Source organism: Tahibacter aquaticus, assembly GCF_004363655.1.
GTDB classification, from domain to species: Bacteria; Pseudomonadota; Gammaproteobacteria; order Xanthomonadales; family Rhodanobacteraceae; genus Tahibacter; species Tahibacter aquaticus.
Genome location: NZ_SNZH01000003.1, coordinates 291,997 through 305,374, shown reverse-complemented (window position 1 = coordinate 305,374; position 13,378 = coordinate 291,997). Strand labels below are relative to the sequence as shown.

Genomic DNA, 13,378 nt, shown 5'->3' with positions numbered 1-13,378 from the left:
GACTGCTGCAACGACGGCAATCAGTCTAAAGGGTTAGCGCGCCGCAGCGCAGCTAACTGGAACGATCCCCGGCCTGCTTTGCGGACACCGGCAACGAACGCGCCAGGCGCCAGCCGACCCAGGCCGAAGTCAGACCCGCGGCCGCGGCCATCAGGGCCAGCCCGCCGGTGGCGACGCCCAGTCCACGCAGGCTGTTCAAGCCCACGTTGACCACCACGTCGCCGAAACGCCAGACCGTGGTATCGATGAAATTCTTGGTCTTGTAGCGCGTTTCTGCATCCACTTCGGTGTAGAGCGAATCGGCCGCGGGCTTGAAGATGCCGTACGCGCTGGCGCGCGTGACGATGGACACGACGACGATCCAGCCGCCACCGACCACAAACAGGCCGAGCAGCATGCAAGCCTTGATCACGCCATCGAGCACCAGTGGCCCGATCGGACCGACGCGCACCAGCAACTCGCGCGTGATGACGAGCTGGAAAATGATCTGCAGCGAATTCGCGGCCAGATCCAGGCTGGCGGAGAAATTGATCCGCGCCGCAGCAGTCAGATTGGCTGCACCGTTGTAGTCGGCTACCAATGCGTAGACCACGGTGCCGACGCCGTCGCCGAGCAGCATCAGCAAGGCCACCTTGCGCAGGAACGGCTCGCGCAGCGTGGCAAACAGGCCTGCCAGGATACTGCCGCCGATCACGCGCTTGTCGCGATCGGGCTCGCCCGCGACCGGATGCCGTCGCGACCAGTTGAACAGCGGGTAGATCATGCCGATGCAGACGGCCAGCAGCAGCGCCGAAATAATCAGCAAGCCGGTGATGCCGACCAGAAAGACCAGCTGCTTGGTCATCAGCGGGCCGAAGATCGCCCCCAGCGCGCCGCCGGCGCCGATCAGCGGAAACAGCCGCCGCGCCTGTTCACGGTCGAACACGTCGGCCATCAGGCTCCAGAACAGCGCCACCACCAGCAGATTGAACACGCTGACCCAGACGAAGAACACCGACCCGAGCACCTTCGCGCCGATCGTTTCCTGCATCTGGAAAAGAGGAATGAAGCCGAGCACACAGAGCAGAAAGAACCCATATACGGCAGGCACGAACTGTCGCCGCGTAAAGCGCGCGGCCAGGGCACCGAAAACCGGCGTGAGCAGAAAGGTCACGATAAACGTGGCGATATAGAAGATCGGCAGGTTGGTCGAACCGACCGCGGCGGACAATTGGTCGCGCACCGGCCGCACGACGTAATACGCCGCCAGCAGGCAGAAGAAATAGATGAATCCGATAACGACCGCGGGCCATTCATAGTCCCGCACGGTGGCCTTGAGATAAGCGCGCACCTTTCCAATCAACGCCACGCGACATCCCCGGCGACAAGGCCGCGCAAGCCTACCATGGGCGGGCGGGCGGCATGGTGGCGATGCATAATCGACGCATGCAGCCGACGCTCTCCGCTCTCTATATATATCCGGTCAAGTCCTGCGCCGCCGTGGCGCCGCAGCAGATCGACGTACAGCCCCGCGGCCTGGCCCAGGACCGGCGCTGGATGATCGTCGACGACAAAGGCAAGTTCGTCACCGGACGCCTGTATGCGCGTATGCCGCTGATCTGCGCCACGCCGCTGGCGCAGGGCCTGCGCCTGGAAGCACCCGGCATGCCGGCGCTGGAAATAGCCACGCCAGCGCCGACCGCAGCACGGCTCAGCGTGGAAGTGTGGAAAAACCAGGTCGATGCCTTGCGCGCCGATGCCGCTGCAGGCGCATGGCTTGGCCGCTATCTCGGCACCAGCCTGCATCTGGTGCATATGGACGACGCCGCGCATCGCGCGGTGAACCCCGACTACGGCCAGCCCGGCGACGAAGTCAGCTTTGCCGATGGCTATCCACAATTGCTGATCAGCCAGGCGGCGCTGGAGCAGCTCAACCAGCGCCTGGCCAATCCGGTCGGCATGCTCAATTTCCGTCCCAACCTCGTCGTCGCCGGCACCGCGCCGCATGCGGAAGACGACTGGAAGCGCGTCCGCATCGGCGAGGTGGAATTCGATCTGGTCAAGCCGTGTACGCGCTGCATCTTCACTACCGTCGATCCGCTGCGCGGCGAACGCAGCAGCGACGGCGAGCCGCTGAAAACCCTGACCAGCTACCGCCGCACGCCCAGCGGTGTGACCTTCGGCCAGAACCTGATCGCGCGCAACCTCGGCACCGTGCGTGTAGGCGATACGGTGCACGTGCTGGCCTGAGCGGTTTGCATACCAATGCGGCGCAATTCACTGCGTTCATCGCGCCCTGCCGCTACGAGGCAAGGCGCGATGAACGCAGTGAATTGCGCCGCAAGGTCAGTTCAAGGCAATCATCAGACCAACCGGGTAAGAATTAAGCCGCACCGCGATCAGTTCCGCTCGATCGCCGGCACCTCACCACCACCGCCGACCGACAGCGGCAAGGCAACAAACGTGTTGCGCCAGTCGTCGCCGACGACGAACAGGCGCTGCGCATCGGCTACACAGATCGAACTCGCGCCATGGGCCGGCATCCAGTCAGCGCGCGGCGTCGCATCGATGGGCGACAGCCTGGCCAAGCCATTGCTGGCCTGCGTACCGACCGTCGTGAAATCGCCGGCAATATAGATTTCGCCGGCGGCATCGACGGCGATGTCGTTCACACCGCCGTTGACTTGCGGCAACCAGCTTTCGTCCACCCCGCCCACAGAATCAAGGCGAAGCAGATTGCGACGCACGTCGCCGCTCCCGTACCACTCGAAACGACCGCCGAGGAGCAATTTACCGACGCCATCGGCGCCGATCGCATTCAGCGCAGGCACACTGTTGCCATTTTGCAGCGCAAAATACCAGCCGCTCGTCCCGCTGGTGCCAGCGACCAGCTCAGCCCGGAAAATATCGATTGTGTTCGGCTGATTCGATTGCAGGTACAGATAGTCACCAACCAGATCGATACCACCCATGTTCGATACGTGGATCGGCCCCCAGTTCTGGTCAGGCTCACCGTCGGGCGTTACCAATACGCGGCGCACACCCAGATTTGCCTGCTGTACGGGCGGCGCCACGTAGATCCGGTCCTGCGCGTCGATGGCCAGGTCCAGCGGCGCATACTGCAGACCCAGGCTCGGCCCCCACCAGGAGAGGGGACTGCCCGAAGCGGCATCCAGCTTGGCGAGAAAACGCAAGGGAAACACCCCTCCAACAATATTGGTAAAACTTCCACCAATATACACGGCGCTATCGCTGCCGATGACAACGTGATTGATGCCATCGTTGGCCTGCACCGACCAGCCCGGATCGACAATACCCTCCGGCGTCAGCCGGAAAATCTCCCGGCGCGGCAGCTTGTCCGCCTTGATGAAGCTGCCCCGCACGATGGCGCCGCCGTTGGACTGAGCGACAACTTCCTCGATCTTTCCGGGACCGGTGATTTCGTAAGTAGCCGAAGGGCCTGGCGTGCCGCCGCCGTGAATAGCGAGGAGGCTCTGGCTTTCCTGGCCGTCCACGGCAGAAAACTTGCCCGCCAGCAGCACGCTACTGCCGCTGGGGATCATTTCATTGACAAAATCTCGCTGGGCATGCGGGTAGCTGGCCAGGTCAGAACCGTTGGTAGAAAACTTGCGTACGCCACCCGAGGCAGCAACGAACAGATGTTCATCGAAACCCGAACTGGCGAGCTTCATATTCCGCACACCGGCCAAGGCTGGGTTCGGCATTATCGCATCGGACAAACTGCCATTTCGCGCGTCGAACTTGCGAATCGTCCCCTGCGCATAGGCCAGATAGACGACGCCATATTCACTCTGCTGCATGGCTACAACGGTGTCGTATTGGTCTTCCCTGCTCCAGAGTTCGTATCCGTTCAATGTCGTCGGCACCTTGCCAATCAGCGTCTGGTTCCAGCGAACGGTTTTCGACGCCACATACAGCGAGTCGCCGAACTCCAGCATCAGCTTGTAGGGCTCGGCGAATCCGTTCGCCGGCCAATGCGTCCAGTAGGGGTCGGCGCTGCCGCCAACGTCCAGTCGCGTGCGCCGCACACTGTGATCACTGTCGATGAAGTACATCCATCCTTCGCGATCGAACACGGGATCGAAGTCGCAGTTCGTCGTCGGCGCAGTCCATGCCGTATCGAGCTGACCATCGGGCTTCAGCTTGACGATGCAATCGACGCCATGGCCGGCGATCTCGACCAGGTCGCCAGAAACGAAGACGCCGCCGTCGGGCGACATCCTGACGCGTCGCGGCACCAGCGGAACGGAGCCCAGCCAGCTCGGATTCGGGTTCCAGTTCGGATCGGTATTGCCGTGAACCATGCGTGCAAGGCCATTGCGTGTCTCGCCGTTGACCCGGGTAAACGTGCCAGCGATAAGCAATCCGTAGTGCGGTTGGTCGGCCACGCTCTGAATTTCGCCGACATCGACCAGCTCGATATCAGGCCGTACCAGCGGTTCGGGCATCTGGCCGTGCGCAACGCCGACCAGACCCAACGGGGCAGCGAGCGCAACACGCTGCGCATACCATGTGATTCGTGCAAATGTTTTCATGACATATCCTTTGCCCAGACGAAAGGACGTGGTGCCACAGGGCATCAGGGGAAATCCTCGGCGAAATTGACTGCATTCGATGTAATTGCGGCAAATGTCCGCGCACCGACATGAATAGGACGCCGGGCAATTCGGCGGCGTCCAATGCACTATCGACAGACGGCGGCAACCAGGATCACGCGAGGGCGCGTGCCATACCGTTCGCGGCGACAACACCGACCGGTACGGTATGTCGCTGCAGCGGGGCCGGAATCCTTCCATGAGCACGGCCCAGACTGTCTTGTGCGAACCCGACTATTGGACCAGAACCGCATCCCAGCGTCTAAGACTAGGCGAAACAAAGGATTTTCGACTTTTCATCCCACCGATGCTGCAGTGCGATGGAGCATCTGCTCTAGCCATGGAACCTAGCCTCGCGCAGTCCTCCCCGGGGCGTATGGAATGACTTACGACTACATCATCGTCGGCGCCGGCTCAGCCGGTTGCGTGCTGGCCAATCGCCTCAGTGCCAACCCAAATCACCGCGTACTGTTGCTGGAAGCCGGCGGCAGCGACTGGCATCCGTTCATCCATATGCCCGCCGGCCTGTCCAAGCTGGTCGGCAAAAAAGGCGTCAATTGGGATTATTCCACCGAGCCCGAGGCGCAGCTGGACAATCGCCGCCTGTGGTGGCCGCGGGGCAAAGTGCTGGGCGGATCGAGTTCGATCAACGCGATGTGCTATATCCGCGGCGATGGTCGCGACTACGACGAATGGGCCCGGCTCAGCGGCGATGAACGCTGGAACTGGAATGGCGTACTGCCGTATTTTCGCCGCAGCGAAGGCAACGAGCGCGGCGCCGACGGACTGCACGGCAGCGACGGCCCGCTCGCAGTTTCCAACCTGCGCCACCACAACACGCTGTCGCAAGCGGCGATCGACGCTGCCGCCGCGCTAGGCTACCCCGTCAGCACCGATTTCAATGGCCCCAGCCAGGCTGGCTTCGGCTACTACCAGGTGACCCAGAAAAACGGCGCACGCTGCTCTACCGCCCAGGGCTACCTCAAGCCCGCGCGCGGGCGGCCCAATCTGAGCGTGATCACGCGGGCGACTACCGAACGCGTCGTCCTCGCCAACGGCCGTGCCGTCGGCGTGGAATACCACCGTCACGGCAAGCGCGTGCGCGCCGAGGCGAGCCAGGTAATTCTGAGTGGCGGCGCGCTGAATTCACCGCAGCTGCTGCTACTCTCGGGCATAGGCCCGGCCGCGCAGCTGCGTGCTCACGGCATTCGAATCGAAGTGGACAATGCCAGTGTCGGCGCCAACCTGCAGGATCACCTGGATATCTGCACGCTGACCCGCTGCACCCAGCCGATCACCTACGACAAGACGAACGACATCGCCATTGCGCTGGAATTCCTGCTGCGCCGCAGCGGCATCGGCACGTCGAACATTGCAGAAGCCGGCGGCTTCGTGCGCAGCGCGCTGGCACCCGACGAACGGTGCGACCTGCAATTCCATTTCGTGCCGGCCTTGCTGGACGATCACGGCCGCAATCGCCTGCCCGGCTTCGGCTATACCTTGCACGCGTGTGCGCTGCGTCCGCGCAGCCGTGGCCACCTCGCCTTGCGCTCGGCCGATCCGGCCGAGAAGGTCGCCATCCATGCCAACTATCTCAGCGACAGCGAAGGCTTCGATCTGCGCATGCTGGTCGAAGCGGCGCGCACATCGCGCCAGATCCTCGCGCAGGCGGCATTCGCTCCGTATCGCGGCGAGGAAATCTTCCCTGGCAGCAGCGCGGTCAGCGACGCCGACCTGATCGGCTTCATCCGGCGCAAGGCCGAATCGATCTATCACCCGGTCGGCACCTGCCGCATGGGCAACGACAGCGAAGCCGTCGTCGACAGCGAGTTGCGCGTACGCGGCGTCGACAATCTGCGTGTCGTCGATGCTTCGGTGATGCCCGTACTGCCGGGCGGCAATACCAATGCACCGACCGTGATGATTGCCGAGCGGGCCGCAGACTTGCTGTTGCAGGCCGGCCAGACAATTCCGCACGCCGCCGCCTAAATTCGCCTGGGCGGCTCTGGGCGCCGCCCGGCGGCATCAGACCAGACAGCGCATTCCAGCCGCGTTGCTGGCGCGGCCGCCTGAGTATTTCGCGCCATTTGGGCCGCTGCATCGCAGCCCCTGAGACCGCCTCCCGCCATACTTCGCCCAGTCGTCCGCCCCCTGCAACAGGGCCGCACTGAGCGCGACGACACCGACCGATGCAGTACCAGTCACCGCTCCCTGGCGGTGCAGCTGCCTGCGCGATCATCGGACGCCCCTGTCCTTCAAGCTCGCGAGAAACCAACGACATGCCTTGCAAACCTTTAGCTTTGTTCAAAACATTGCATTTCCCTCATTCCCCGACACAGTTGCCCGCTCGCCCAGCCTTTGGCCGCAACGCGCGTCGCCAGCTGCGGCAACTGCTGGCCATCGCCTGCGCCAACGACATGCCCGACGAAAAGTACGAGGCGCAATTGCTGGAACTCAACCGGCGACTGCGGCCTGTCAGCGCCTGCGACTGAACAACGTCAGGCCCGCCACGTCGTTACCGCCTCGAATCAGATCAAGTCGCGTGCTCTGTGCACGCGGCCTGACCATGAACGGCCTCGTATAGCGATTAGCAGTGCGTAGACCGCGGCGCCGCACTGACTCCCCACCGCCAGTGCGGCAGTTACCGCAGAAGTCTGCTGCCGTGTCCCCGGCGTCGCGACGCGGACCGCGCACGTTTCGCTCCTTAACCAAAGGCACAGGACCTATGAACACTATTCCAAAAACCTTGCTCACCCGTTGCATATTGGCCGCTTTCGCTCTGACGGCCATCGCGCCAGTCGCAACTGCGCAAACTTTCCCCGACTGGGTATCGCCCTGCGGCACGGCTATCGGCGGTGCCGACATGGGCGAGAAAACCCGCCTTATCCGCGCAACAGCGGCGCTGCTACCACCCAGCCAGCTGGTACCTTCCGATGTCCCCGGCTATTACCGGCTCTCGGCGCAAACCGGCGGTTTTACCAGTATCTTCGGCTATCCCCTGGTTCCCGGTGTGCAGTTCTACGGCGAACCGCAGATGTCGCCCAATGGCCGCGCCGGATACCTGGTGGCTCCTGACATCATCGTCACCGCTTCGCACGGCCAATTCGACCAGAATGCCTATGCCATCGTCTTCGATATGCGCCCGCAAATCCCCGTCGGCGGCACCAGTTGCCAACCTCCCGACTTCGATCATATTCCGGCGGCCAACATCATTTTTCCGCCGCATGGCCCTGTCCTCGCGGATTTCCCCGATTCCATCCCGTCGACCATCACGGACTCGCGTTTCGATTACGCGGCATTCCGCCTGACAACACCGCGTACCGATCGATCGTTCTTGCGCCTGCGTCGCGACGGCGATCCGCAGTTGGGTGACCACCATGCCATGGCCGGCCATCCTGAACGTCTGGCGCAGAAGCTGTCCAAGGACGTGGGGTTCGTCGGCATGATGACGGACGCTCTCGGTTCGCGTCCGCCCACTGTAGTGCCGCGCTACCGCAACTATGCATTGCTGGACGGCAGCTCCGGCTCTCCGCTGTACAACCTCACCAAGGGATTTGTTGAAACTTCGGTAGGCTCGCCCGTTGGTTTTGGCTGCATGCAGTTCGACGCCAGCACCAGCATGCCCGGCTATTACTCGTTTTCGAACGTATGTCCCGCCGATGCGGCGTTTCCGGGAACCTACACCAGTTTGCTCAATATGGGATCGATCAAGACCTTCGCCGCCGAAGTACCTGCCGCCGAATTGCTGGTCACACCTTTGCAGGATGTGATCCAGGTAATTCCGTTCGGCGGCACGCTGGCGTCGACAAGCTTTCCCTATGAATTGCGCGTGGACGGCAGAACCACAGCGTCTGTCGACTATTCGGCCAGCGTTGTGCCGCCAGCGCCGGGCAACCCGACTTTGCTCAGCATGAGCAGCAGCAGCGGCACTCTTTTACCTGGCACGTCCGCAACAAAGACGGTAACAGTTTCCAGCGCCGCGATCGCCCGCTGCGGCGTTTACGAGCAGAGCGTTTCCTTTGCCGATACGACGCACAATTTCGGTGATCGCATCAAGCACCGCCTGGAAGTCGGCCTTACCGACTTCCAGATCGAGGCGCCTGCATCCAATCGCTTTCAAGGCGTGGCCAGTCCGTACCTTCCTCCACAAGTGCAGTACACGCTACGTAACCCCAGACCGACTGCGGTGCGGGTCGAGGTCAGCACCACGGCGGCTTGGTTGCGTATCGACGGCCAGTCCGTTCCGCCATCAGGAACCTTGCTCGTCGGCTACGACCTGTCCGCGCAGGGAACGCCGGGCGACAGTGTCGTCATCACCATGGCGCTGGACAATGCACAGGCCAATGCACTGCCCATTGCGGAGAACAGCGCAAACCTGGTCTTTTCCGACACGAGCCGCTGCCACAATCCGGACTCGGACTCGCAGCGCACAGAGGCCATTGTGTTGGACAAGCGCGATCTCACTGTAGGTGCGGAGATACTGGCCCTGGTACCCGAAGCGGCCACGCTCGACCCCACCGTCAGCACAGTGAATGTCTCCCAGGCTTTTTGTGTCGGCGACATCGAGGTCAGTGCAGGTTTCGTGCGTGATCCGACTCTCAACGGAAACGGCATTTTCCAGTTCTGGAAGCCGGACCTCGATCTGTACCTGATCAATCCTGCCGGCCTGCGCGCACAGATCTGGGACGGAGCGGCAGAACCGAGCAACTGGCCTTACGAACCCGGCGTCTACGGCGGTTATTCCATCACTTCGCTGCGGGTCAACCGCGGCGCCCTGCTACCGCCATCGGGCTCGAATCTGGACACCTTCCTCAATCATCCGGCCGCCGGTACCTGGACGCTGCAGATTGCCGACCAGGTGGTCAATAGCGTGCGCGGCATGGCGACGCACTGGCAACTCAAGCTCAAGGGCACGCCGGGCGCCTGCCCTCCGTAAGGCGATTCATCGCTAGCCAGCCAGGCCGGCGCCGCCGGCCTGGCTTCCTCAGGCAATCGTATTCGCACCGCTTCGCGGCAGCATCTGCTCTGTACAGCAAGGAAAGGAGGCATGAAAGCACGCTTGAAAACCCTGCTTGCCCCTTATTTGATCAGCGCATGCCCCCTGAGCGGCACGCAGGGTGTATTGGTTTAAATCGTTACCCGATTGGTTGCCTTCCTGCGGGCTGGACATCGGCTCGGCCGATATGGGCGGCAAAGCGCGTCTGATACGTGCTACCGCCATACTCCTGCCGCCCAGCCAGATCGTTCAATCCGACGTTCCTGCCGCCAGCGGCTGATTCAGGTCAACTCGGTCTTGGGTAGAAACTGCCTACCCGGCGAGGCTACCAGCCATTACACCGTGGCCACTGCTCCCATCCGCATGCGGTATCCACGTGATAGCTTTCGTAGGCCGCCGCGGTCATGCAGGCGTGGTTGGGCAGCAGGCGCAGGCGCGTGCCGATCGGCAAGGCATCGAACATCGCCGCGGCGTCGGTGTCTGCAACGGCCGCGATCAGGCCGTGCTCCTGGTTCACCTCGCACACGCGCAGGCCGGGTAGAACGTGGCCGTCTTCGCTGCACACCTGGCCGTAACCGTAGTCGATGGCCTGGCGCGCCGTGCCGTGGTCCTTGGACAGGGCCAGCCCACCGGCGTCGACGATCAGACGGCCGGTATCGCGCTTGTGGCTGACCACGGTCGTCAGCACCGACAGCGCGATATCGTCCAGGCGGCAGACGCCGAGATTGCTCTGCACCAGATCGTTGAACACATATACGCCGACGCGCGCCTCGGTCACGCCGCTCAGGTCTTCGACGAAGGTCAGGGTCGGCGTCGAGCCCAGGCTGACGCACTCGCAAGCCAGCCCTGCGTCGCGTAGAGCCTGCGCCGCGTGCACGACGGCATCGCGCTCCAGGCGCGCATGCACACGCAGGGCCGCGGCGCCGACGCAGTCGTAGGAAGCGCCAGCATGCGTCATCACGCCGGCAAAGCGCAGTTGCGGCGTCGATTGCAGCGATCGCGCAATATCCACAATGCGACTGTCGTCGGGCCTCAGGCCGGCACGGTGGCCATCGGCATCGATCTCGACCAGCATCTCGAAGTGCACGCCTTCCCGCTCTGCCGCAGCCGCAATCGCCTGGGCATTGGCCATATCGTCGGTGACGAAGCGCAGGCGCGCTCCAGCGCGGGCCAATGCAGCGGCCCGGGCGACCTTGGCCGGCACCATCGATACAGCGTAGAGAATGTCGTCGAAACCGTCGGCGAAGAAGTATTCGGCTTCGCGCAGGGTCGATACGGTGATCGGTCCGGTAGCATCGCCGAAGATGCGCCGTGCCACCTGGGTACTCTTGGCCGTCTTCACATGCGGCCGCAGCTGCACACCAAACATGTCGGCACGCACATTCATGCGGTCGATATTGCGTTGCAGGCGTGCTTCGTCCAGCAGCAGGCACGGCGTCGTCAGCGCGGACAGCGACCCGGAAGGATTTGCAGAATTGTGCATTTTTCAGATTTTCCGAAGAGGAGCGGATGACGGAGTCTAGGCCGGATCGAAGCAATGCAACACCGCGTGTCCTGCATGATCGCTGTGACAGCGAGACTGAGTGTGTCGCGCGTGGCTGCGCAGCATCGGCCCGCCTGGCCCGCAACGCTGGTACGGCGACGCCTGCGGCAATCCACCGCGGCAGCATATGGCCCTAACCACTTGACCCGTGCCGATGCCGGCGCGGATAGTTAATTCATTGCTTAACTATTCGGCTCGCGCATGGAAAAGGTATTCGAAGCACTGGCCTCCACCGCGCGGCGCAAGATCCTCGCCTATCTGAACCAGGGCGAGCTCAGTGCCGGCGAGATTGCCGAACGCTTCGATTTCAGCAAGCCAGCGCTGTCGGGCCATCTGCGCATACTTGAACAGGCCGGCCTGATTGCACGCGAACGGCGCGGCCAATTCGTCTATTTCCACCTGGTGCCCGATCGCCTGGCGAACACCGTATTCGCCTGGGCGGCCGAGCTTTGCCCGGTCGCCGGTCCGCTCAAGCGCGAAAGTCGTGCCCGCGTGCGCAGCAAGACCTGAGCGAAACACCGCCATATCGCCCGATTGCAGGAGTAATCCCATGCTGGCCCTGACCCAGGTAGTACAGACCTTCCCCAGCGCGCAGCTGCCTGGCGCGGCCGGCGGCCCACCGGTCGAAGTCACCCTGGTCGCCCAATTGGGCATAGGCGCCGGCGACCGGATCCATGCAGATGCCAGCGCGCGCCAGCGTGCGCACGAACACTACGTTGATGCGCTGGACGAACCTTCCGCGCGGCTGGGCGGCATGCACCTGGCGCAGAACGACCCCACCTCGCTGTATACCTTCGCCGTCGGGAGCAACGGTCATCCCTTTCACCGCCACGCCGGCCACCGCATATTCACCGCCATCTCCGGCAGCGGCGGCGCCCAGCTGCGCTTCTGCAGTGCAAGCGACGAGCAGATACAGGCCGACCCGCACAGCTTCCTGCGTCAATTGCGCTTTGTGGATATTCCGCCGGATTGCCTTTTCACGGTGCGCTTCGGCGGCAATACCTGGCACCAGTTCGTGCCTGCGGGCGCGGACGCGGCGCATCCGGCGCTGTTCGCCCTGTCCTGCCACAGCAACGAACTCGGCGGCACCTTGTCCGCGGCATTGCGCACCCGCATCGAGGCTGGCGACGCTTCCATTCCAGCTCTGACCGAGCTGCTGCCCGACCGTGTGAGCGCATTGTTGCGCAGCGACGCCTTCGATCCGCGCCGCGTGTCCACGGTCGCGCTGGCCCTGAACGCGACCGCCACCTCGCCGCGTGGCAGCTTCTGTGCTGGCCTGCGCTCGCGCATGGGCCGTATGCGCACCTTGCTGCCGCGCTGGGGCCATACCGGCGGCTTTCTTTCTGCCAACGGCAGCGGCCACGCTATCGCTTACGAGCCACAATTGCCGCCGCGCTCCCTGCTGCAACGCGAGCTGGGCGACGACGTCGACCATCAGGACCGCTTCGTGCTGACCACCGGACCCAGCGAGCTGCGCGCCGATTCCGCCAGCGCCTGGCTCAGCGCGCTACTGCAGGGCTTTCTCGACAACGCTCCGGTCGGCGTGGCACGCCTGATGGCCTTGCGCAATGCGCTGGTGCGCCCGCTGGGCCTGCGCACCTCGCCGCTGGGCTGTCCGGTATCGTCGCTACTGTCGGCGCAGCGCGAGCAGTTGTTCGCCGGCCGCTTCCCGGTACTGGCCCAGCGCAGCGACGGCCGCAGCGCCGAGGTCGTGCTGGGTGCCGACGACAGGCATCTGCGCTTCCGTTCCAGCGTCAGCGTGGAGATCGACGGTGCCGGCCGCATCCGCTTCAGCCTTGCCACGCGGGTACAGCCGCTCAATCTGTTCGGACGCTTCTACATGGCGTGTATTGCACGCATTCACCGCCACTACATCGCGCCGACCATGTTAAGTCTGGCAGCAGCCTGGGCCATCGATTCGCGTGGCCTGCAGCGCGATCCGGGCAGCGAGGCTGGCTTGGTGCCGCGGGCCTGAGCAGAGGTTCCGCTGCAACCCGGATTCCTTCGCCATCGGCTTTCGCGGCGTGGAGGTTGTTCGGTAGGGCGGACCTCGATGTCGGGGTTCGCCTGCGGCTCGCCGCCGACCGACGCTGCGCAAAGGCTGCGCAGCCTTTGTATATACGTTTAACAATATACTAACGCGACCACCCGGAAGATCCGCAGCAGGCTTTGACCCGCAATCCGCCTGACTCAAACAGGCAGCCAAGCCCTTGCGTTGCAAGGGCTTGGCTGGGTTGTTGAGAC

Annotated in this window: 9 protein-coding genes; 6 read left to right on the top strand and 3 right to left on the bottom strand. The window is 63.4% G+C overall.

Features of this window, described 5'->3' with window-relative positions; all coding sequences use genetic code 11:
• Positions 1–52: 52 nt before the first annotated feature.
• The gene (locus tag DFR29_RS06805; protein WP_133817831.1) at positions 53–1,348 is read right to left on the bottom strand and encodes an NTP/NDP exchange transporter; all 1,296 of its coding nucleotides are present in this window, start codon (positions 1,346–1,348) and stop codon (positions 53–55) included.
• A gap of 77 nt (positions 1,349–1,425) precedes the next feature.
• On the opposite strand from DFR29_RS06805, the gene DFR29_RS06800 reads away from it, so the two are divergent.
• Complete coding sequence (locus DFR29_RS06800) at positions 1,426–2,229, top strand: MOSC domain-containing protein (RefSeq protein WP_133817830.1); 804 nt, start codon at positions 1,426–1,428, stop codon at positions 2,227–2,229.
• 149 nt (positions 2,230–2,378) lie between these two features.
• On the opposite strand, the gene DFR29_RS06795 is transcribed toward DFR29_RS06800, so the two are convergent.
• Positions 2,379–4,535, bottom strand: coding sequence for an NHL repeat-containing protein (locus DFR29_RS06795; protein ID WP_166653924.1), 2,157 nt, complete (start codon positions 4,533–4,535; stop codon positions 2,379–2,381).
• Between the two features lie 441 nt (positions 4,536–4,976).
• On the opposite strand from DFR29_RS06795, the gene DFR29_RS06790 reads away from it, so the two are divergent.
• The 3 genes from DFR29_RS06790 (at position 4,977) to DFR29_RS06780 (ending at position 9,531) form a co-directional block, all read left to right on the top strand.
• On the top strand, positions 4,977–6,584 hold the full coding sequence (locus DFR29_RS06790; protein WP_133817828.1) for a GMC family oxidoreductase: 1,608 nt from the start codon (positions 4,977–4,979) through the stop codon (positions 6,582–6,584).
• 200 nt (positions 6,585–6,784) lie between these two features.
• Positions 6,785–7,087 (top strand): hypothetical protein, encoded by a 303-nt coding sequence (locus DFR29_RS06785; RefSeq protein ID WP_133817827.1) that lies wholly within the window; start codon positions 6,785–6,787, stop codon positions 7,085–7,087.
• A gap of 170 nt (positions 7,088–7,257) precedes the next feature.
• On the top strand, positions 7,258–9,531 hold the full coding sequence (locus DFR29_RS06780; RefSeq protein WP_133817826.1) for a hypothetical protein: 2,274 nt from the start codon (positions 7,258–7,260) through the stop codon (positions 9,529–9,531).
• 385 nt (positions 9,532–9,916) lie between these two features.
• On the opposite strand, the gene DFR29_RS06775 is transcribed toward DFR29_RS06780, so the two are convergent.
• Positions 9,917–11,074, bottom strand: coding sequence for an alanine racemase (locus DFR29_RS06775; RefSeq protein ID WP_133817825.1), 1,158 nt, complete (start codon positions 11,072–11,074; stop codon positions 9,917–9,919).
• 261 nt (positions 11,075–11,335) lie between these two features.
• Between DFR29_RS06775 and DFR29_RS06770 the strand changes: the two genes are divergently transcribed.
• On the top strand, positions 11,336–11,644 hold the full coding sequence (locus DFR29_RS06770; RefSeq protein ID WP_133817824.1) for a metalloregulator ArsR/SmtB family transcription factor: 309 nt from the start codon (positions 11,336–11,338) through the stop codon (positions 11,642–11,644).
• Between the two features lie 40 nt (positions 11,645–11,684).
• Positions 11,685–13,109, top strand: coding sequence for a DUF2867 domain-containing protein (locus DFR29_RS06765; RefSeq protein ID WP_133817823.1), 1,425 nt, complete (start codon positions 11,685–11,687; stop codon positions 13,107–13,109).
• Positions 13,110–13,378 lie beyond the last annotated feature (269 nt).